Source organism: Viridibacillus sp. NPDC093762 (assembly GCF_050279675.1).
GTDB lineage: Bacteria > Bacillota > Bacilli > Bacillales_A > Planococcaceae > Viridibacillus.
The window spans coordinates 309,474-330,072 of the sequence record NZ_JBNNUK010000002.1; the positions used below are offsets into that span (position 1 = coordinate 309,474).

General features: G+C 34.0%; 23 protein-coding genes. 6 read left to right on the forward strand and 17 right to left on the reverse strand.

Annotated features, from left to right (window positions below; translation table 11 throughout):
- Positions 1-16: 16 nt before the first annotated feature.
- The 7 genes from ACQKM9_RS05365 to ACQKM9_RS05395 form a co-directional block, all read right to left on the reverse strand.
- Positions 17-826 (reverse strand): SDR family NAD(P)-dependent oxidoreductase, encoded by an 810-nt coding sequence (locus ACQKM9_RS05365; RefSeq protein WP_427733359.1) that lies wholly within the window; start codon positions 824-826, stop codon positions 17-19.
- A 4-nt stretch (positions 827-830) separates the two neighbouring features.
- Positions 831-1,229, reverse strand: coding sequence for a MaoC family dehydratase (locus ACQKM9_RS05370; RefSeq protein WP_427733361.1), 399 nt, complete (start codon positions 1,227-1,229; stop codon positions 831-833).
- Positions 1,230-1,673, reverse strand: coding sequence for an FAS1-like dehydratase domain-containing protein (locus ACQKM9_RS05375; RefSeq protein ID WP_427733363.1), 444 nt, complete (start codon positions 1,671-1,673; stop codon positions 1,230-1,232).
- A gap of 2 nt (positions 1,674-1,675) precedes the next feature.
- Complete coding sequence (locus tag ACQKM9_RS05380; RefSeq protein ID WP_427733365.1) at positions 1,676-2,833, reverse strand: thiolase family protein; 1,158 nt, start codon at positions 2,831-2,833, stop codon at positions 1,676-1,678.
- A gap of 4 nt (positions 2,834-2,837) precedes the next feature.
- Complete coding sequence (locus tag ACQKM9_RS05385) at positions 2,838-4,313, reverse strand: AMP-binding protein (protein WP_427733366.1); 1,476 nt, start codon at positions 4,311-4,313, stop codon at positions 2,838-2,840.
- A 73-nt stretch (positions 4,314-4,386) separates the two neighbouring features.
- Positions 4,387-4,965: a biotin transporter BioY gene (locus ACQKM9_RS05390; RefSeq protein WP_427733367.1), complete on the reverse strand. Its 579-nt coding sequence runs from the start codon at positions 4,963-4,965 to the stop codon at positions 4,387-4,389.
- 249 nt (positions 4,966-5,214) lie between these two features.
- Positions 5,215-6,558, reverse strand: a complete 1,344-nt coding sequence (locus ACQKM9_RS05395; protein ID WP_427733368.1) for a sodium-dependent transporter — start codon at positions 6,556-6,558, stop codon at positions 5,215-5,217.
- Between the two features lie 190 nt (positions 6,559-6,748).
- Between ACQKM9_RS05395 and ACQKM9_RS05400 the strand changes: the two genes are divergently transcribed.
- On the forward strand, positions 6,749-7,945 hold the full coding sequence (locus ACQKM9_RS05400) for a multidrug effflux MFS transporter (protein WP_427733369.1): 1,197 nt from the start codon (positions 6,749-6,751) through the stop codon (positions 7,943-7,945).
- Between the two features lie 209 nt (positions 7,946-8,154).
- A complete protein-coding gene (locus tag ACQKM9_RS05405; protein WP_427733370.1) occupies positions 8,155-8,952 on the forward strand; it encodes an enoyl-CoA hydratase/isomerase family protein in 798 nt (265 codons plus the stop codon).
- A 309-nt stretch (positions 8,953-9,261) separates the two neighbouring features.
- On the opposite strand, the gene ACQKM9_RS05410 is transcribed toward ACQKM9_RS05405, so the two are convergent.
- The 5 genes from ACQKM9_RS05410 to ACQKM9_RS05430 form a co-directional block, all read right to left on the reverse strand.
- A complete protein-coding gene (locus ACQKM9_RS05410) occupies positions 9,262-10,023 on the reverse strand; it encodes a GNAT family N-acetyltransferase (protein ID WP_427733371.1) in 762 nt (253 codons plus the stop codon).
- A 303-nt stretch (positions 10,024-10,326) separates the two neighbouring features.
- On the reverse strand, positions 10,327-10,899 hold the full coding sequence (locus ACQKM9_RS05415; protein WP_427733396.1) for a DUF6141 family protein: 573 nt from the start codon (positions 10,897-10,899) through the stop codon (positions 10,327-10,329).
- 500 nt (positions 10,900-11,399) lie between these two features.
- Positions 11,400-12,329: a DUF4309 domain-containing protein gene (locus ACQKM9_RS05420; RefSeq protein WP_427733372.1), complete on the reverse strand. Its 930-nt coding sequence runs from the start codon at positions 12,327-12,329 to the stop codon at positions 11,400-11,402.
- 412 nt (positions 12,330-12,741) lie between these two features.
- Positions 12,742-13,608 carry a DUF3298 domain-containing protein gene (locus ACQKM9_RS05425; protein ID WP_427733373.1) on the reverse strand — a complete coding sequence of 289 codons (867 nt, stop codon included), beginning with the start codon at positions 13,606-13,608 and terminating at the stop codon, positions 12,742-12,744.
- A 19-nt stretch (positions 13,609-13,627) separates the two neighbouring features.
- A complete protein-coding gene (locus tag ACQKM9_RS05430) occupies positions 13,628-14,116 on the reverse strand; it encodes an RNA polymerase sigma factor (RefSeq protein ID WP_427733374.1) in 489 nt (162 codons plus the stop codon).
- Between the two features lie 425 nt (positions 14,117-14,541).
- On the opposite strand from ACQKM9_RS05430, the gene ACQKM9_RS05435 reads away from it, so the two are divergent.
- From ACQKM9_RS05435 to ACQKM9_RS05445, 3 genes are all read left to right on the forward strand, one after another.
- Complete coding sequence (locus tag ACQKM9_RS05435) at positions 14,542-15,075, forward strand: TetR/AcrR family transcriptional regulator (RefSeq protein ID WP_427733375.1); 534 nt, start codon at positions 14,542-14,544, stop codon at positions 15,073-15,075.
- A 229-nt stretch (positions 15,076-15,304) separates the two neighbouring features.
- On the forward strand, positions 15,305-15,727 hold the full coding sequence (locus tag ACQKM9_RS05440) for a DUF3995 domain-containing protein (protein WP_427733376.1): 423 nt from the start codon (positions 15,305-15,307) through the stop codon (positions 15,725-15,727).
- Positions 15,728-15,969: 242 nt separating this feature from the next.
- Positions 15,970-16,749, forward strand: coding sequence for a hypothetical protein (locus ACQKM9_RS05445; protein WP_427733377.1), 780 nt, complete (start codon positions 15,970-15,972; stop codon positions 16,747-16,749).
- Between the two features lie 135 nt (positions 16,750-16,884).
- On the opposite strand, the gene ACQKM9_RS05450 is transcribed toward ACQKM9_RS05445, so the two are convergent.
- Both ACQKM9_RS05450 and ACQKM9_RS05455 read right to left on the reverse strand, forming a co-directional pair.
- Positions 16,885-17,295, reverse strand: a complete 411-nt coding sequence (locus ACQKM9_RS05450; RefSeq protein WP_427733378.1) for a hypothetical protein — start codon at positions 17,293-17,295, stop codon at positions 16,885-16,887.
- 2 nt (positions 17,296-17,297) lie between these two features.
- A complete protein-coding gene (locus tag ACQKM9_RS05455) occupies positions 17,298-17,510 on the reverse strand; it encodes a helix-turn-helix transcriptional regulator (protein WP_427733379.1) in 213 nt (70 codons plus the stop codon).
- A gap of 560 nt (positions 17,511-18,070) precedes the next feature.
- Between ACQKM9_RS05455 and ACQKM9_RS05460 the strand changes: the two genes are divergently transcribed.
- Positions 18,071-19,042: a tRNA dihydrouridine synthase gene (locus ACQKM9_RS05460; protein WP_427733380.1), complete on the forward strand. Its 972-nt coding sequence runs from the start codon at positions 18,071-18,073 to the stop codon at positions 19,040-19,042.
- A gap of 329 nt (positions 19,043-19,371) precedes the next feature.
- On the opposite strand, the gene ACQKM9_RS05465 is transcribed toward ACQKM9_RS05460, so the two are convergent.
- The 3 genes from ACQKM9_RS05465 to ACQKM9_RS05475 all read right to left on the reverse strand — a co-directional run bounded on the left by ACQKM9_RS05465 (position 19,372) and on the right by ACQKM9_RS05475 (position 20,596).
- Entirely contained in the window at positions 19,372-19,719 is a 348-nt protein-coding gene (locus ACQKM9_RS05465) for a VOC family protein (protein WP_427733381.1), read from the reverse strand.
- A 216-nt stretch (positions 19,720-19,935) separates the two neighbouring features.
- Positions 19,936-20,217, reverse strand: coding sequence for a VOC family protein (locus ACQKM9_RS05470; RefSeq protein ID WP_427733382.1), 282 nt, complete (start codon positions 20,215-20,217; stop codon positions 19,936-19,938).
- Positions 20,218-20,533: 316 nt separating this feature from the next.
- Positions 20,534-20,596, reverse strand: coding sequence for a hypothetical protein (locus tag ACQKM9_RS05475; RefSeq protein WP_427417267.1), 63 nt, complete (start codon positions 20,594-20,596; stop codon positions 20,534-20,536).
- Positions 20,597-20,599: the final 3 nt, after the last annotated feature.

A 20,599-nucleotide genomic window follows, 5' to 3' on the forward strand; every position in this document is an offset into this window, starting at 1 on the left:
CTCTTTTTATCAATCTCTAGTAACTAACTATATTTTTTAATTCCTCTATTGAAAGTTCTGTATGTGAGGGCTTTTCCCAAATACCGATTTTTGAACCATTAACCGAAAAAACTTTACCGGTTACAGTACTGTTATTACTAGCTAATAAAGTAGCTAAATTTGCTACATCTTCGGGAGAACCTACTTTCCAATAATCCGGAAACTCTTTATTTTCTTCCTTGCACTTTGTTTGAATACGTTCGATGACCGGTTTTGTCATATCTGTTAAAGCGGCTGGTGCTATTGCATTAACTCGAATACCATAACGTTTTAATTCTTCTGCTAATGTAAATGTGATTCCTAAAATACCCGCTTTTGCTGCACTATAATTTACTTGACCAACTGTTCCCATCAAGCCCGCAGTTGATGTCAAATTAATAATACATCCCCCTTCACCCCGACTTTTCAAATGTTGAACAGCTGCCCTTGTACACGCAAAAGTGCCTGTCAAATGGACGTCTAACACGTCTTTCCAAGATTGGTCTGACATTTTCACAAGCAATTGATCTCTCGTTATACCTGCATTATTAATGAGAATATCTAATTTCCCAAATTTCTCTAAAGTTTTATTTACAATTCGTTCAGCGCCATCTATTGAAGCAACACTCTCACAAATACCAACTGCTTGACCGCCTCTTTTTTTAATATCATCTACTACGGCTTTAACATCATTCGTATTAGTACCATTTACGGCAATTAAAGCACCTTCTTTAGCCATTTGAATTGCCATACTTCTACCAATTCCTCTTGTGGAACCCGTTATTAAAACCACTTTTTCTAGTAGCATTTCCTCACCCTCCAACATTTGCAAATTGGATGACACCAATAATTGCTACTTTTCCATTTTCTTTAGCTACCTCTATTTTAATTGTAATATTATCTAGCTCTTCTTCTATTACTACATATGAAATCGTTAATAATTCTTCAACCAATACTGGTTGAAGAAATTTCGTTTCATAAGAGACAACAAAGCTAGTTGGAAAAACATAAGACAATCTACTTTCTGCTATTCCCATTACAAGCATGCCATGTACAATTTCCCTTTCAAACCCTGCTTCTACTGCACTTTGAAAATCTAAATGAATCGCATTAAAATCATTTGAAGTTTCAGCATAATTCTTTACATCATTTGCTGAAATAATAACGCTTTCATTTTCACAAACATAATCACCTCTTGTGAACGAAACCATTTACTCCACCTCATTTCCCTGAAATTCTCGTATAATTAAAGTAGTTTCTGATGTGAAAGATAACTCATCATTTTGATAACCTTCAAGTACATGATTCAATATCCAAAGAACCCCTGTAGAACCTTGCTTTTTCTTCACTTCTTTTAAATCGATTTTACATATATATGTATCACCTGCAACAATTGGTTTTATATAGGTAAACTTTTGTTCTCCATGTATTAACGGCACATCCAATTGATCCAGCCAATCTAATTTCGCTATTTGCCAAAATAATATAGGATATGTTGGAGGAGCTAGAAGATCAGGAAAACCTGCATTTTTTGCTGCATACACATCGAAATGTAGTGGGTTTTTGTTTTGTATACTTCTCGCAAAGTTTTGAATATCTTGATGCTTCACAGTTACATAAAAAAAATCCGAAGTCATTCCAGCATTAAAAGACATGACTAGTTCACTCCTTCAAATAATGTTGCGAGTCCTTGTCCTCCACCAATTCCCAAAGTAGCAATTGCTTTTTTAATAGTTTGTTTCTGCATTTGAGCGAACAAACGTGTAACTAATATAGCTCCCGATGCACCATAAGGATGACCTAATGCAATAGCTCCTCCTCCCGCATTTACTTTTGTTTTTGATATGTTCAAACATTTTAATGAAGCCAGTACCTGTGATGCAAAAGCTTCATTAAATTCAATTTGGTCAATTGAATCAATATGTAATTGATTTCTGACTAATAATTTCTCAACAGCAGGAACTGGACCTATCCCTAAATAATTCGGATCTACCCCAGCTGCAACTGCGTCAACGAATTTCATAACAGGTTGCAAACCAAGTTCTTTACATTTATCTCCAGAAACCAGTAATCCAACAGCTGCACCGTCGTTTACTGGACATGCATTTCCTGCAGTCACAACGCCACCTTCTTTGAAAATCGGTTTAAGTGTTGCAAGCTTTTCAATATTTGTTGTTTTCCGTGGGCATTCATCTTCCAATACAGTAACGATTTCATTTCTGGATTTATAAGTTATCGGTACAATCTCTGGTGCAAAATCTGTTGCAAGCGCCTTTTGATGGCTTTCATATGCATAGCTATCCATTTCTTCACGTAAAATGTTGTATTGCTCAGCTACATTTTCAGCTGCAATACCCATTTCAGGATCTCCGATAGTATCTGGCGAAAATTTTGAACGCATATATATTTCTGGAGCACTATTACTATACAGAGATGAAGGTTTCTTCATACGCCAAGGCGCTCTACTTACACTCTCTACTCCACCAGCTAAATACATATGGCCTGCACCACTTTGAATGAGACGAGCTGCGATATTAATTGCTTCTAATCCAGACCCACATTGACGATCCACTGTCACTCCAGGGACTTCTATAGGTAGATTTGCTGTTAGTAAGGCCAGACGCGCAATATTACCACCAGGTCCAATTGTATTTCCTATAATGACGTCATCAATTTCTTTAACTGGTAAATTGTATTCGCTCACCATATTTTCAATTACTTGTGCTAACAAATCCTCCGGTTCAATGTCCTTTAAGACACCGCCAAGTTTGCCGATTGGGCTTCGTTTAGCTAGTACGATAAATGCTTCTGTCATATTATCAAGCCTCCACTATCTGTTTTTGCATCTTATCTCTAGCAATTTTCCCACTACCCGTATATTGGAAATCATTTACTGACTTTATAATTCGAGGTATTTTATAAGTTGCTAAATGCTTCCTACAATACTCTTTAATTTGCGGATTTGACAGCTCTTTGTTCGATTTCCATTGAATGATAGCTACGATTTTTTCACCCCAATACGTATCAGGTTGACCAAATACCAAAACTTCAGATACTTCATCTAATGAACGTAATACATCCTCAATTTCCTCTGGAAATACATTTAGCCCACCTGTTATCATCATATTTTTCACTCTACCAACAATGTATAAATAGCCTTCCTTATCCTTTAAAGCATAATCTCCAAGTGCTAACCAACTTCCTTGCAATACTTTGTCCGTTTCTATTTCATTTTTAAAATAGCAATCAAACACCATATCACTTGAAACAAATAATTGACCTATCTCACCAGGTTCTACTTCCGTTCCATCATCATGACGAATTGAAATCTTTACTTTTGGAAAAGGTTTACCTACTGATTTTGGTTTAATGATTTGTTCAGTAGCGGGTAAATACGCAATATAACTTGCTTCAGAAGATCCATAAAACTCGAAAACATGACTATTTCTAAATAATTCTCGGGTTTCTAATTTAGACTCCTCAGTCCATTTTGCTCCAGAGGAAATAATAGATTTAGGCTCTAATAAGTTGACTGTATGTTCTCTTAAATAAGAAAGTATGCCTTCTATCATCGTTGGAACTAAATAAAGCACTGTATTTTCTACTTTTTGCATTACTTGCACTACCTTTACCGGAGAAAATTTATCAATTAAATGGAAGGTAGCCCCAATGAATAGCGTATTAAAAGCGGCGAAAAGTGACATAGAATGTACGAGAGGTCCTGGCGCAATAACGTGGTCTTGTTGTTTCATTAAAAACGCTTCTTTTGTTGCATAACAACTTTCAATCCACGAATGGTGAGAACGTACGAAACCTTTAGGATCACCTGTTGTACCAGATGTAAAACCTATGAATAGTGTCGTTGGTTGATGTAATATGGTAGGAATTCTTGTACTAAACTGCTGTCTCCACTCAGTATAATTCCCTCCTACAACAATGACAGGATAATGTACGTTCAATACCTTCCCCTTAAATTCCTCATCAATAAAAAGTACTGTTGGTTCACAAATACTTAATACATAGCAAATCTCCTTACCACTCCATTTTGGATCCATGGGAATAGGTATGTATCCTGCTGAAATCGCGCCAAGGAAAACTTCAAGAAATTCCACTTTATTGTGCATGAAAATTGCTACTTTATTATTTTTTTCAGTACTTTTACTTAATAGCCCATTCCCAACTTGATGGATACAATTGATGAAGTCTTTATATGTAATGGCAATCTCGTTATATTGAATAGCTATTTTATCAGGAGTTGTTTGTGCATAATCTCTTATTTGATCGACAATATTCATAGAATTACCTCACTCTATAAACTAAATAATTTAAAAAATAAGAGGAGAAGTGCTTATCTCCTCTTACACGTTTTTAATTGGAATGCTGCATATTTTGTGATATTACAGGTGTTTTTTTCTTTATAGGACTCACAGCTTTTAACTGAACTGCAATCATTGCTGCAACTACTGCTTTAATCGAATCTCCAGGTAAAAATGCTAGCGACCCTGTAATACTTGCCCAAATAGACGTGTCAGTCATAATAGCCATTACCGGTGCTCCAATGATATTAATTAATAGAACACCTCCAACGAAGTTTACTATTATCAACTTCCACAATTTCATATTGTCCCAAAATTTTTCTGTTAAATATCCGATAGCGAAAGCTGCGATTGGCCAACTTATTAAATAACCAACTGATGGTCCCATAAAAACTGAAGGACCTCCACGTCCACCTGATAAGAGTGGAGTACCTAATGCAACTAATGCTAGAAAAACTAAAACACTTAAAGTACCTACTTTACGTCCTAAAAAGCTTCCTGCAAGCATAATGCCTAAAGTTTGTGCTGTAATCGGTACAGGTATAAATGATAATGGTATCGGTGGTATAAGTCCTAGAACTGCAATTACTGCAGCAAAAAGAGCGGCCATCACCATATCTTTTGTATTCAATCATTTCATCTCCGTTATAGTAGATTTATGTACAATTCTCACATCGTCGACAATGTGAATCATTTCAAAGCGCTTTGAAGAGTCGTGAACGACATTAATAGAATTCAATTTAATGGTGATTATCGTACACAATTATGATAATAAAACTTTTATGTCTTTTTGTAAACCTTTTTTAAATTTAGGTTAACACATTTTTTTTTATAAAAAAACCTAAGCCAAATTTCCATTGCTTAGATTTTTTTAATGTGCTTAATATTGAGTTATAGAATAGACAAATACGATAGTAATAATGATTGGCACTACCCAAGTCATTAAGAATTTCCACGTATTAAAATACATGGGCGATAACTTACCACCTTGCATAAACTCATCTTTCACAAATGATTTCTTTACTTTATGGATGATAAAAATGGCAATTAGTAAGTTGCCCAATGGCAGCATAATATTACTGACTAAATAATCTGTCGCATCAAAAATATTCTTTCCGAAAATTGTAAAATCACTTAAACTGCTAGATGATAATGCCGCTGGAATAGAAGCAATAAATACGACTACACCTAAAGCAAATGCAATATTTCTTCTAGCATTCGGCCACTTCTCTACTAAAGCTGCTACGATAATTTCATATAAACTAAATGACGAAGTAAGTGTGGCGAATAAAAACAGTAATAAGAATATCGCTAAGAATAGTTCACCAAATGGCATTTGACTAAATACTGAAGGCAACACCATAAACAATAAACCGGGCCCTTCTGCTGGTTCAAAACCAAATGCAAAAACGACTGGGAAGATCGCTAGCCCTGCAAGTAATGATACAAAAATATTCATTAGTACGACAGACCCTGCTGAATTAGGTAAACTCTCATCTTTTTTCAAATACGAACTATACGTTACCATACAAGAAAAACCAACCGCTAAAGCGAAGAACGACTGTCCGAGCGCATATAACACGGCCTTACCTGTAATCTTAGAAAAATCTGGCGCTAAGAAGAATTTTACCCCTTCCATTGCACCTTCAAGTAATAATGCTCGAATAACGAGTATGAAGAAGAAAACAAATAATAAAGGCATCATATATTTATTTGCTTTTTCAATACCATTTTGTACACCTAAAGAAATGATAAGCACATTAATCAGTGTGAAAAGCGCTAGTCCAACTAATGTGATCCAAGGTGTTCCTGTTATCATACCAAACAATTGATCTGGCGCAGTTCCACTTTGAATTACATTTCCGACAACAGCCTTACCACTATATATTAATATCCAGCCCCCTACTACACTATAAAAAGATAGTAATAAGAAACAGCCTGCTACTCCAAGTCGGCCAATCCAAACCCATGTACTTTTTGGTGCTAGCTTTTTATATGCTGAGATCGCTTCTGCACCCGTTCCGCGACCAATGATGAATTCTGAAATTAGCATCGGTAAACCAATAAGTAATGTAAAGATGACAAATAATAAAAAGAAGGCTCCCCCTCCACTTTGTCCTGTTACATATGGCATCTTCCAAATGGCGCCTAGCCCAATTGCCGCTCCAGCCGACGATAATATAAAACCAATTTTCGTCGACCACTGTCCTCTTTTTGAATCCAAAGAAAATCCTCCTATACTCTGCTCAGCTCAACAATTCTAACAATTGAAGAGACATTAATAATCACTCCTTATTCTATCATGAAAACACTTAATTTTTAAGAAAGTTTATCCTTTATTAAAACATGTTAGACACTATTCATAATTCTAATGTAGACTAGTATTTGCGTAGTATTTTAGAAGGAGATGTAATATGGAAAAAACAACATTAAATGAGCGCACGATTTCTAAAACGTGGATCGTTCTCATTTTGGGTTCATTAACAGCCTTTGGTCCACTCTCAATGGATATGTATTTACCCTCTTTACCAACAGTAGCAACCGATTTAGGGACAACGACTTCATTTGCACAATTAAGCTTAACCGCTTGTTTATTAGGTCTTGCTTTTGGTCAACTAATATTCGGTCCCTTAAGTGATATAAAGGGACGTAGAAAACCTTTACTATTTACATTAATTATTTATTCTGTTGCTTCAATACTTTGTGCTTTTAGCAGTAGTATTTGGATGCTAATCGGTCTTCGCTTCGTTCAAGGTTTCTCAGGAGCTGCAGGGATTGTTATCGCTAGAGCCTCTGCAAGAGATATGTATGATGGCAAAGATTTAACAAAATTTGTAGCTTTACTTTCTTTAGTTAATGGTGCTGCACCAATTCTTGCCCCTATTTTTGGTGGAATGGTTTTGAAATTCGCTCCTTGGCCTATCGTCTTTATCGTATTAGCGATCATCGGGATTTTAATGCTTATCAGCGTTATCTTTATCTTACCGGAAACATTGCCAGTGGAACGAAGAGCGACAGGTGGCGTTTTTGCGACAGTCAAAACTTTCGGTTCCTTAGTGAAAGATCGCTCATTTATAGGTTTAGCTCTAACTCAAGCATTCATTATGACAGCCATGTTCGCTTACATAGCCGGATCTCCATTTGTTTTGCAAAAAATTTATGGACTTTCACCGCAAGCTTTTTCACTATTTTTTGGACTTAACGGTATAGGTATTATCTTTGCTTCTCAATTGACCGGTAAATTGTCTGAAAAAGTAGCAGAAATTAAATTACTTTTTTCTGGAATTTTAATCGCATTTGCAGGAAGTCTGCTATTAGTATCTGTCATTACATTTAAATTACCTCTTGTTTTCATACTTATCGCATTATTTATCATCGTATCGACAGTAGGTATTGTCTCAACAACCGCCTTCTCACTAAGTATGCAAAAGCAAGGCAATAATGCCGGTAGTGCCTCAGCACTACTTGGATTATTACCATTTATAGGTGGCGCAGTTGTTTCTCCATTAGTAGGAATTGCAGGCGAAATGAACGCTTGGCCAATGGGCATCATCATATTATCTAGCACACTATTTGCTATCATAGCCTTTTTATCAATACCAAAAAACTAATCATAAACCGACCTATTTGATGTACTCCAAATAGGTCGGTTTTTTTATCAAGTTATCTATCAATCTATTTTCCATCACAATAAATTCCCGCTATAATCCGTGCATTTTTTTACAAATTATTAGTATTTCCTTTCAATTGCAGACTCTTTGACTACAACATACATGATCTGTACTATAATAGGAGAAAGTATTGATTTAGGGGGATAATAATGAAGGTAATAACTACAAGACTTGAAGCAGAGGATGCAAAAATCGTTTATCAAGAAACAGCTGGTATTGCGATTATTACAATTCACCGCCCACAAGCTAAAAACGCATTAACAGCGAATATGTGGGATCAACTGCGTAAAATTGCACTACAAACATTAGAAAATCCCAAAAATAAAGTACTTATTATTCGTGGTCATGGTGAACAATTCACTGCCGGCTCTGATATTAAAGAATTCAATTCGATTTCTCTTGAAAAAGCAGAGGAAGCATTTATTCATATGGAAAAAACAATCTCTACAATCGAACGCTTAGCTATTCCAACAATCGCTGTTATCAATGGACCAGCAATGGGTGCAGGTCTCGAATTAGCACTTGCCTGTGATATTCGTATCGGTTCAGATAAGGCTAAACTTGGCATACCTGTTGGCAAATTAGGAATTACACTAAACAACAAATTTGCCCAACGCCTTGTCAACTTAATCGGACCAAGTATGACGAAAGATTTAGTATTTACTGGGCGCATGTTAAAAGCAGAGGAAGCATTTCGCGTCGGTATGTTAAACTACTTAGTTACTGAAAAGGACTTAGACCGCTACGCAATTCGTATGGGTAAATTAGTGGGTTCAATGTCTCCTGCTTCATTACTTGCTGTTAAGCAATCGGTACAGGAATGCGTTGATTCAGCCCCTGTTTTATGGAAGGGATCCACACCGTTTGTTGATGCAACTGATTTCCCTGAGGGCGTTCGAGCTTTTGTAGAGAAACGACCACCTGTTTTTGTACGTAAACTGCAATAACCTCCCTTTTACAGAGGGCTTTTCTCATAGAAAAAAAAGCCCCTTGTCACTTTAGAATAAAACTAGTAAAAAATCATGTTGAAACGTATATTTAGCTACATACAAAAAAGCCATCATTTTGAACAAAGATTATTCAAAAAGGTGGCTAGTTATTTATTGTGTAATTTGATTTTAATAAAAAGGTTATTCAAAACATGCTCTTATTTAATGAAATATATTCAATACTTTATACTAATGTTTGATATATTAATAACCTTCTTGACCTAACGCACCCCGTTAGTTTAGTTACAATCCTTCACGATCTCATATTTACATAAGCGCTTTCAACCGTTTTATTACAGAATGGACGGTTAATCTGTGAAATGAGATAAGTTTCCCCTTGTAAACGACTGAAAATATCCCATAAGGAGTTGGAGATAACTCCATTAGTTCTTCTCTGCTTTTTAAATCAATGATTTTGACATCTAACCCCAATTCATAGGCACCCATAATTATATTTTCCGTTGCGACTTCTACGTAAGGACATTGAAATGAGCGTACTATAGTAAGGTTTTCGAATTTGTTAATTCTTTCATCCCAATTAACAGGAAAGAAAGGTAGTAAGGTGCTATTTTCAAACTGATAAACAAGTAATTCAAAATTAAAAGGTGCTGTATCTACCAATTTAAATTGATTCTTTAAAAAAACATCCTTACTGGGTGTCCAAGAAGTTTCAGAATTTGTAACCACTACTACACCTTGCTTGGAATGACTTTTTGCATCTTGAAGGCATTTACTAATCAGTTTAGTCCCGTATCCTTTTCCAGTTTGACTTACCCATAGACAATGAATTACCAAATAATTATTAGCGTGGACTACCCTAGAGGAAAACTCAGCGTCAGTATATTCAATAAAACCTACTTGTTTTTTATTTTCTATTAATTGAATATACTTTAAACCTTTCTCGAAACTTTCGTTTAGCCACTTATTTTTGTTTATGTAACCATGTGATTTTTTTTTACTTCTGAGACAATAACTCCCCATTCCTTCGAGAATTTCGGTATCTAGTTCAACCATTTGAAAATCTTCCAAAGAAACCCCTCCTTTTCTCTAGATAACTATTTCTATTTGTTCTATTATTTCTCCTTTATTAGTTCATTCTTCCACTAAACTCCCCCTTTAGTTTAAGTACAATTCTTAGTAAGAAGATGGCGGAAAAGGAGCAGATAAATCAAATGTTGCTTAATGCCTGCCAAAATTCAAATCGTACTACGGTGAATTTTTTGCATGAAGTAAAAAAAAACTGCCATCCCATTGAGAAACGGCTGTATTCGAACAATAAAAGTCTCCGTTTGTCTAAGAAGAAAAATTGAAAATCGGTAAATTTCATGAAGATTATTTAGTATGATCTATGAATGATAAATCTAATGCCTTTTTGAGCTCATCAGGATTTTTTGAGCCTATTATAACAATGTCTCCTGAAGCTAACCTTAATTCGACACCCTCGCTTCCTGCTATATTATAAAGGCGTTCTCCATTTAGATTTATACGAATCCCCCAACCTCCAAACCGTTTTAGCGAACTAAAAGAAACACTTTTATAATCCCGAATACTTTGATAACAAAAGTCTCGGTATTCAAAATGGAAGGGGACAAATTTTATATACACCCCATCTCCACGTACTTCAGTTATCATCTTAACTTGGAACGCTAACAAGGGGACCATCAAACCGAACAAAACCCAAGCTATTACCAACTCAGTATCCGACATCGGTTTGTCTCCAAATTGAATTCCGTAAATAACCTGTTGAATAAACCCCCACCAAAAAATGCCTGAAACCACAATTATCACTATGATATATAATAATTGTCTTGGTCGTTGAACTTCTCGATATAAAACAGAATCATTGTCTTTACTAATTTCTATCCACTCCTTGCTTAACCAAATATCCTTTCTTCTTAAACAAATCTGCTCTTTAGTTGAATAAGCTCCTGTAAATAAAATACCATAAAAATGTAAAAAAACCTTATTTTATTAAGAAAGAAAAAAGAGCTGTCTGCACAGCTCAATGATCATCAAGTAAAGCACCCCGTTCGTTTAGCAACCATTTGTATTTATTGTATAGAGATAATAAAGCTATATAATTCTTCTCTCAAAAACACAAAGGAGATACTACTTAAAATCTAGTACATCCTATTAAAGTTCTTTAAAAATATTCATTTTAGTGTAATTGTAGAAATTAAAACAGAAAATAAAGTTTTTTAATTCTTATTCAGCTAAGTATTATTCATAAACAATAGACTGGTGCCATTTCCTATTCCACGACCTTCTTTAAGCCGTCTTTCATTTTTAGATGTTCTTTTTCTGTTAAACATAAAAAGCCCCCTTAGATAAGATTATCTAAAGGGGAGGGAATAAACATCATAACTTTATTACACAGCTACATTTCACTTGTTTAAAAATTTATACTAATAAACATTATAACTAACTACTTTTGGATTTTTATCATTCTTATCATTGTATACACTAAGGAATTCAAACGTTAGTTCATAATTTCCAGCCTTATATGTAACAAGATGTGCTCCCTTATATTCAATTTCTTTTGCAGGTTTTCCTAAAGTCTCTTTTACAGTATTTAAACGAATTCCAAGTACAGCTTGATCGTTTTTATTTTCACCTTTTTTTGCTAGTTTCATTACTTGTTGTATACTAGCTGCTTGTTTAGATACTTTAGTCTGATTGACATTGTAACTGATTACTTTTGGATTTTTATCATTCCTATCATTGTATACACTAAGGAATTCAAACGTTAGTTCATAATTTCCAGCCTTATATGTAACAAGATGTGCTCCCTTATATTCAATTTCTTTTGCAGGTTTTCCTAAAGTCTCTTTTACAGTATTTAAACGAATTCCAAGTACAGCTTGATCGTTTTTATTTTCACCCTTTTTTGCTAGTTTCATTACTTGTTGTAAACTAGCTGCTTGTTTAGATGCTTTAGTCTGATTGACATTGTAACTGATTACTTTTGGATTTTTATCATTCCTATCATTGTATACACTAAGGAATTCAAACGTTAGTTCATAATTTCCAGCCTTATATGTAACAAGATGTGCTCCCTTATATTCAATTTCTTTTACAGGTTTTCCTAAAGTCTCTTTTACAGTATTTAAACGAATTCCAAGTACAGCTTGATCGTTTTTATTTTCACCTTTTTTTGCTAGTTTCATTACTTGTTGTAAACTAGCTGCTTGTTTAGATGCTTTAGTCTGTTGATTAGTATTAATAGTTTTATTATCAACAGTAGATGCAAAACTTACATCACTTACTCCATTTAACAGTGCTGCAGAAACTGTAGTCATGATTAATAGCTTTTTTGTTTTAGATAAATAATTCATTGAAATTCCACCTTTATTTTAAGTAATAGATAATCCTTTTATTTATGTTGCAATTGTTTCATTTTGTATAAAATCAAGATAAAAATTGAATACATTTGTAATTCTATTTCTACTAAATATCCAATTGCATATTTTTTTAAATCCTATGGGTATAACCAGTAATTTAATAAATCCTCAATACGAACCCACTCAACACCAAACTGATGACTATCAGAATTTGTTGGCTTTATTGGATTTTCAGTTCTACTTAGTTGACACAAAAAATAATATTCTACTTGATGAACGTCAAAATCAAATTCAGCGTAATCATGGTTTTTCCCTATATACTCCCCGATACCTTACTAAAAGTTCCTTGATATCTATTTATCCAAAATTGATAAGTTGCTGAAATCAACAAAATAATAAAGAAAGGCTATTTTAAATATTCATTGCTCACTAATTGATCTTGGATGACTTCAGTTGGAATAATAAACTCCACTACACCCATAGCACCAGGAGAAACTTCATATTTATCAAATGAAATAACTAATTTCCCTTGTTTATTTATATAAAAATTTTGCTCTTTAGCTATCTTTTCAAACGGATCAAATACTAACTCTTCACCAGATCGGCTTACCCAATAAGTCAATTCGGGATCCTCTTTCATTTGTGCTCTCATTTGCTCTTGTATATTTTCACTAATAACTTTTATATAATTTTCATTCTTAAATAAGCTTGGCAGTGTTATAAGAATTTGATTCTCTTTGTCAATTGTATCAAATTTCATTGTCGTTGATGATGAACCTACCGTATTCACATTATACCTAGCGATAGAAAGAAGTTGTTTGGTATCTGTTTTGATTTCATAACCACTCTCTTCACCTAAATGGCCATCGCCATTTTTCTTCATCTCTTTCATATCAGATAAAAAGGCTTGATATGATTGCTCATTTTCTTTTAAATATTTTTCATTTAGACTGTCTTCTAACTCTTTGTTTTCTAATGTGACTTCTGGAAATTTGTAGTCTGCTTTATAAGTACTCTCTTCAACTTTAAACTCTCTAAACGTAATTAAGTTCACAACTTTTCCTAAAACCGGAACATCAGAGAAAGCATATGCAATAGTTGAACTTGTATTTACACTCGCAATAAATAAAGCAGCGGCAGCTGCGACTCCTATATACACTTTTTTTATTTTACTTTTCTTCTTTTGATGTAATGCGTCCTTAATCACTGTTTGTATTTCTTCTGGTATTTCAATATCTTGATATTCTTTTATCAATTGTTTCATTCTCTTCATGCTTTTGAACCTCCTGGAGTCACTCTATTAATTCTATTCTCAATAGCTTTAGTGCTTTATATAATCTTGTTTTAATGGTATTAACATTCTCTTCTAATACCTCGGCTATTTCTTCAATTTTCATATCTTCAAAAAAGCGAAGCATAATAATGACGCGATAAGAATGTGGTAGCGATTCAATCGCCTTTTTTAAATCCATATTCTCATATTTATCTGTTGCACCACGTAAATGGAATTCAACGTCTTCTGTATCCATAATGAACACTTTTTTTTGCTTTCTAATGCTATCAATTGAAGTATTGATTACAATTCGATAAAACCAACTTTTCATTACTGACTCATCTTCAAGCATATGAAGCGAACATAGTCCTTTTCGAATAGACTCCTGGACCACATCTAAAGCATCTTGTTGATTCTTCATATAGCTATATGAAAAGCGATATAGGTTTGTATGATTTTCAGTCACAAACCGTATATACTCTTTCTCTAATTTCCATTTTTTAAACATAATATATCTCCCTTGATACGTATCAAATTTGTATACGGTAATAAGACGTGGGTCTTTTGCAAAAAGTTTTATTTAATATAGATCTATTTCTTAAACTGATTTAATGAAGCAACGATTAGCTGAAGGAGAACTTTTTTTGTAAACGAATAAATAGAAATCTGATAATACATTTAAGTTGTTGTAATTATGGTCAAGGTAACTTGGAAACCTTGGATTTTCCCACAAAGAAATGAGAAAAGGGAAAAAATAACGACAAACATGTGAAGATGATTTTAGTTTGTTCTTGAATTTTACCAAGAGTGATGACGATCAATATTACGATTAACAACAACATAAAAATAAACAGAATTAATATTTGACAAAAAATGAGAATAGTAGTAATCTAACATAAAACATACGCTACCGTATTTTATTGGAGAGATGATATGCAATTAACGAGGGAAGATTGGATAAAAGCAGGATTACAACAATTAGCTGATGAAGGGATACATAAAGTTCGCATTGAAGCACTTTCTCGTTTGCTAAAAATAAGCAAAGGAAGCTTCTATCACTATTTTCGTGACCATCAAGAGCTTTTAGATTCTATGCTCGACTTTTGGGAAGTTCATGCAACAAAGCTGATTGTTCAAAGTATGGAGCAACAGGATGCTTCTTTAGAACAGCTATTACAGATCAGTTTTAATCGAGATAAAAAAATTGAGAATAGTATTTATACTTGGGCTAAATATGATCCTGTTGTGGCAGCACGTTTAGTAGATATTGAAGAACAGAGAATTTCTTGTGTTGCAAAATTGTATCAAAAAATGGGCATAGACGAAACAGAATCAATTGATCGAGCGAGACTTGCCTATTTAACGTATGTAGGATGGATGACAAGGTTTGAAGCAAATCCTAATTTTGATATTGATAAAATGGTTGAGCTTTTAACTTCTTTCAGCGGTTGTCCAAACATCCGCTGAAATAGATGAACTTAGGCTAAAAGCGCCGTGTCCTGCAGCAACGCCTAAGTAACCAACATCCTGTTGGCCCAAAGCCTCCGGCGGATGTCACGGAATTATGCCGAGGCATAATTGATTATTCGATAATAAATGTCCCTGAAATGGTTATAAAACCTGAAGGGACAAAATTTTTACTATAACATACGGTAGTGTATGTTTCATTTGAAGTTACGACATTGGGGGCGAATAAATGAAATTACTATTAATATTAGTAGCTGTAGGGCTTCTGTGGTTTATCAGTTTTTTGCATATTTATTGGGCTTTTGGAGGTCGATGGGGTTCTGCCGCTGTTCTCCCAGTAAAAGAGGGAGAACATAATCCTGCTTTTACTCCGAGAATATGGGGAACATTATTCGTAGCCATTCTTATTCTACTGGCTAGTGTCATTCTTGTTGTTCAAGGAGGTTATTTGCAGGGGTTCCAAGCAAATAGTTTATCTAAAATCGGAAGTGTTGTCTGTGCTTTAGTTTTCATTATTAGGGCAATTGGTGATTTTAAGTTTGTTGGATTTTTTAAAAAAATTAAACATTCTCAGTTTGCTAGATACGACACTTGGTTCTATAGTCCATTATGTTTATTCTTTGGTTTTGTCTATATCATGCTGTTGTTTTAATAAGTATAATGAATTCTCTATAAAATAAATTTTATATAGGAAGAAAACATCTCAAAATGGTGTGACTTTAAACTCTATATATGCTTCTTATAATATGCACATATAACTGCAACTTTAAAGCATTCATTTAATGATACTTCTATATTTGAAGTAATTTCAGTTTGATATATTTGGTGATTTAATAACTAATCTTACGCATAACTCCCTCGTAAAAGCAGACAATATGCTGAGGTGATTAGAATATGTTAAAAACAAGGATTGGTTATATTATTTGTTTTTCAATTATTTTAAGCTTATTTGTTTACAGCAAGTCCTTAAATACAAAATTGATAGAGTTATCCATCTCGCAATCGAATAGTGATAAAAGTGAACACAAACGGATTCAGGAATTGGAACAACGTTTAGATAGCCTCGAACCAACTGAACCTACCACCATTCTTGATTCACCTTTCCCATTTGAAAAAGGAACAGAGGTGCATTTCCCTACCGATGTCATCCCTATTTCAGAAGTGCTAAAAGAAGGAACAAAAGTCCCTTTCAAAGTAATAAAAAGCAAACCGAACTATATTAGACCAATATATGAAGAAGACTGGCATAGCACGACTGGAAGATGGAGCTATATTCCTTCTCGAATATACTATTCTCTTCACCGCATATTCCCTTTTTATGCCATTGGAATTTCAGAAGAATTAAATTTTACACAGAATGTAGGTATTTCTTTTCCTACTGATATAAATGAAACAGACCTTGACCTGTATATAGTAGTGTTTCAAACAAATATCACAGATGTTTATACAAAAGGAAATCAAGTTGTTGTTGTTGGAACACCTAAACGAACAGGAGTAGAAGTTATAAACATTAAAATTGCAGATATACACCCGAGTAATAAGGAAAAATTTTTGTTAGTTCAATTAGCAACTAATGGAGATGAACTTGATTATTCTTTAATTCGTTATGAATCACCCGATTATTGGTTAAAGCAAAAACAAAGGAATGAACGTGAAAAATCTAAAAAAGAGTGAACCTTTGCCTTATCAAGTAAGTTGATAAGGCTTTTATTTTTTTTAATCATTCTTCAACTATTCTGCTTCGTTAGTTGTATAAGAAAAAGGCTCTACACCTTATTGAAGTAAAGCCTCCGTTAGCTTATAAACATTTTATAATCGCTTTGTAATAAATGCCCCTAAGCCAATTAACATATATAATCCCATCATACATACAATCAACAAACCTGTTTCAATAAAATGAACACCCATTGAATATAGAATTAATAAAACAGCACCACTTCCAAAAAGAACAACGTAAAGTACACCCATTAAATAACTTTTCATAAGTAATACACTTCGTTCATCAACATCTGGAACATTTCCATTTCTTTTTTTATTCCACTTAGAAAAAAGCAGATAGATAATAAATCCTAAGACTGTACCCACTATAATAGCGATAACATTTTCGTAGTTGTATTCACCAGTTTCTTTTCCTATGATATACACACCTAAATAGCCACCTATAATCATACATCCAATCACAACAGACCAAATAGTGATTTGTAACTTTTGGTTGTTCATAGCTATTCCCCCTCCGGTTTCTCTAAATAAAATAATTCTTCAATTGGCACATCAAAATACTGTATTAATTTTAGTGCCAACTCCAAACTTGGATTATACTTATTCTTCTCAATTGCATTTACTGTTTGACGTGTAATTTGTAAGTCTTCTGCCATTTTGACTTGTGTTATGCCCTTTTTCTGTCGAATTTCCCTAATATGATTTATCACCTTCATTAACAACCCTCCAAACAGGAAGTAAAGATATCTTTACATATACTATAAAAAAAGACACCTGAATGTAAAGATATCTTTACGTTTAGTTGTATCCTTTTCCTTTTTCTTATTGAAGTAACCTGCCCCGTTAGTTCAATAAGGAAAAAAGGGCTACCTATGCAACTCAATAATCTTCAAGTAAAGTAACCCGTTACTTTAAGTACATTCCTTCACAATCATTTTGACTTTTTAAATGGGGGAATATGATTATCTTTGAAGGATTAATTCTTCCTACAAAATAACTTAAACCTAGAATGGAAAATTCCTTAGAAAATCTTGCATTAATAAGGAAAGACATTTTATGAATAGAGTTCTGTATACCTTCATATTCTGATCAACATTTTTCACTCTCAGATAAAAGAATTTTTTGCGATTTAAAGTTTTAGTAAATCATTTTTGAAAATTCAAGATTAGTTATATGACAGTGCAACGAACTACAAGAAATGATAATATGTATGATGAGTAAAGGATTTTGCAATTGATAAATATTGTTTTTATATGTTGCAATAGGAGGATATAAAATGAATAACGAACATAATTTTTGGCTTGATTTACCGAAGCCATTTTTTATATTAGCACCAATGGAAGATGTCACAGACGTTGTGTTTCGCCACGTCATTAGTGAAGCAGCAAAACCCGACGTATTTTTTACGGAGTTTACAAATACAGAAAGTTATTGTCATCCTGACGGAAAAGATAGTGTGCGTGGGCGTTTAACGTTTACGGAAGATGAACAACCTATTGTCGCTCATATTTGGGGCGATAAACCTGAGCTTTTTGAACAGATGAGTATCGATATGAAAAAACTTGGTTTTCGTGGGATTGATTTAAATATGGGTTGCCCCGCACCAAACGTTTCATCAAAAGGAAGAGGTGCTGGATTAATCCAACGTCCTGAAGTGGCAGCAGAAATCATTCAAGCAGCAAAAGCTGGCGGATTGCCAGTTAGCGTTAAAACAAGATTAGGTTATCTCGACATTGACGAGTGGCGCGATTGGTTAGGACATGTATTGAAACAAGATATTGCGAACCTTTCTATTCACCTTCGTTCGAAAAAAGAAATGAGTAAGGTAGATGCACACTGGGAACTAATCCCCGAAATAAAAAAACTTCGAGATGAAATTGCTCCAAATACGTTATTAACAATTAACGGAGATATCCCTGACCGAGCAGTAGGTTTAAAATTAGTAGAACAATACGGCATTGATGGCGTAATGATTGGCCGCGGCGTTTTCACGAATCCATTCGCATTTGAAAAAGAACCCAAAGATCATAGTATGATAGAGTTTCTCAATCTATTACTTTTACAATTAGATCTTCACGATAAATATTCAAAAGAAATCGAACCTCGTCCATTTAAGCCACTTCTTCGCTTTTTCAAAATCTATATTCAGGGATTTAGAGGCGCAAGTGAACTAAGAAACCAATTAATGGATACAAAATCAACGGATGAGGCCCGTCGTTTAGTACAACTATTTTTAGAATTAAACTAAGTCAAGCACGGGACACGGAGATAGGTTTCGCGTCCCAAATAAAACTAAATAATGCATATAATAAGCGCCCCCTGAAAGACAGGTGGGCGCTATTTGACGCTTACTTATAGCCTCGTTTCCTAAACGTTGGAATAACTTGCTGTTACAAATATTTAATCATTGTGCTTTGTTTTGCAGACTAAATAATCCCATCGAACTTCATCATATTTTTTATTATATTCTTATTAACTAATCTACCCCGTTAGTTGAATAAAAAAAGAGCTGTTTGAACAGCTCCTAGATCTTTTACTAACGCACACGTTAGCTAAATAGCAAATGAATACAACCCGCTATTTCTCCCAAAGCTCGACCAGTCGACCTTCAGGATCTTGAATCCAAATAAACGTTCCAAATTCACTAATCTCTTTTTTCTTTACAAGAGGTACACCAATGTGTTCAAGATGCTTAATAGTCTCGTTTAGACTATGTACTTGGAAATTTAACATTACTTGTTGTTTTATTGGAAAATAACTGTCATCCTCGGTAAAGAAAGAAAAGATGGTCTCATTTCCTAATTGGGGTTTAATCACAGTCCCATTCCAATTATCTATTTCAATCTTCAACACTTCACTGTACCATTTTTTTACAACCTCAATATTCTTAGTTCTCCAAAATATTCCTCCGAAACCTTTTATCATCGTATATAACTCCTGTCTGTCTTTAAATTTTTAGTTTTACAATTATTGTTAAGTTCTTTCTTCAACTAAACTACCTCGTTACTTGAATAAGAAAAAGGTGCTCTACCTTTGTTTCAGCAAAGCCCCCGTTAGCTTAACAAGAAATTTAGCTTTCTATTTCTTACTCCTTCGGCATCTTGCTCATATCCATATACAACACATTCCAGCGGTGACCATCTAAATCAGCAAAACCGCATCCGTTCCTCCAGCCTTTACTGCCCTCTTTGCTATTTCATCTACTTCTTCTTTGCTCTCAGCATCAATTGAAAATAATACTTCAATAGCTTGTTTTGTATCGACTATTTCATGTTTGGTAAAATTTTCGAATGTGGAAACAGGAAAAAGCATTAAGGTAGCATTATTATCTCCGATGACTAATTGTACTTGATCGCTATTGCCATGTGGTGTATTAGTCGAAAATCCAAGTTTGATAAAACTCTTTTGATTTATTTGTATCATTAACTGGCAAGTTGATCCAAAATTGTTTTGTCATTGTTATCTTTCCTTTTTAAATTTAATTCTACTCTCCCATATATTCTTCAGTAATGTATAAAACACCTTCTTCCACTAAATCACCCGTTAGATAATTTAGCGAATTTATTGACCACTCAAGTATACATAACAAAAATCAGGGGAATCATTCGTTAACTTTAAAAATTGGAGGTAAATAATGAAGGCTATACTACTAACAATGATTGTCTTATCTAACTTACTATTCTTATCCACATCACCAACTAAAGCATCAATGGTGTGTCAACACAAAACTGGACAACTTTTATAAGGACTGTTGCTTGAATTCCACCGGTGTTAAATAGCCCAGTGTTCCATGAATTCGAATATT

Bases quoted from the DNA above. Each gene is read 5' to 3' on its own strand.
- ACQKM9_RS05375 (WP_427733363.1), bottom strand. From the start codon at position 1,673: ATGTCTTTTAATGCTGGAATGACTTCGGATTTTTTTTATGTAACTGTG.
- ACQKM9_RS05365 (WP_427733359.1), bottom strand. From the start codon at position 826: ATGCTACTAGAAAAAGTGGTTTTAATAACGGGTTCCACAAGAGGAATT.
- ACQKM9_RS05455 (WP_427733379.1), bottom strand. From the start codon at position 17,510: ATGAAGGTGATAAATCATATTAGGGAAATTCGACAGAAAAAGGGCATA.
- ACQKM9_RS05435 (WP_427733375.1), top strand. From the start codon at position 14,542: ATGCAATTAACGAGGGAAGATTGGATAAAAGCAGGATTACAACAATTA.
- ACQKM9_RS05470 (WP_427733382.1), bottom strand. From the start codon at position 20,217: ATGATACAAATAAATCAAAAGAGTTTTATCAAACTTGGATTTTCGACT.
- ACQKM9_RS05385 (WP_427733366.1), bottom strand. From the start codon at position 4,313: ATGAATATTGTCGATCAAATAAGAGATTATGCACAAACAACTCCTGAT.
- ACQKM9_RS05405 (WP_427733370.1), top strand. From the start codon at position 8,155: ATGAAGGTAATAACTACAAGACTTGAAGCAGAGGATGCAAAAATCGTT.
- ACQKM9_RS05450 (WP_427733378.1), bottom strand. From the start codon at position 17,295: ATGAACAACCAAAAGTTACAAATCACTATTTGGTCTGTTGTGATTGGA.
- ACQKM9_RS05460 (WP_427733380.1), top strand. From the start codon at position 18,071: ATGAATAACGAACATAATTTTTGGCTTGATTTACCGAAGCCATTTTTT.
- ACQKM9_RS05420 (WP_427733372.1), bottom strand. From the start codon at position 12,329: ATGAATTATTTATCTAAAACAAAAAAGCTATTAATCATGACTACAGTT.
- ACQKM9_RS05445 (WP_427733377.1), top strand. From the start codon at position 15,970: ATGTTAAAAACAAGGATTGGTTATATTATTTGTTTTTCAATTATTTTA.
- ACQKM9_RS05425 (WP_427733373.1), bottom strand. From the start codon at position 13,608: ATGAAGAGAATGAAACAATTGATAAAAGAATATCAAGATATTGAAATA.
- ACQKM9_RS05380 (WP_427733365.1), bottom strand. From the start codon at position 2,833: ATGACAGAAGCATTTATCGTACTAGCTAAACGAAGCCCAATCGGCAAA.
- ACQKM9_RS05465 (WP_427733381.1), bottom strand. From the start codon at position 19,719: ATGATAAAAGGTTTCGGAGGAATATTTTGGAGAACTAAGAATATTGAG.
- ACQKM9_RS05430 (WP_427733374.1), bottom strand. From the start codon at position 14,116: ATGTTTAAAAAATGGAAATTAGAGAAAGAGTATATACGGTTTGTGACT.
- ACQKM9_RS05440 (WP_427733376.1), top strand. From the start codon at position 15,305: ATGAAATTACTATTAATATTAGTAGCTGTAGGGCTTCTGTGGTTTATC.
- ACQKM9_RS05400 (WP_427733369.1), top strand. From the start codon at position 6,749: ATGGAAAAAACAACATTAAATGAGCGCACGATTTCTAAAACGTGGATC.
- ACQKM9_RS05370 (WP_427733361.1), bottom strand. From the start codon at position 1,229: ATGGTTTCGTTCACAAGAGGTGATTATGTTTGTGAAAATGAAAGCGTT.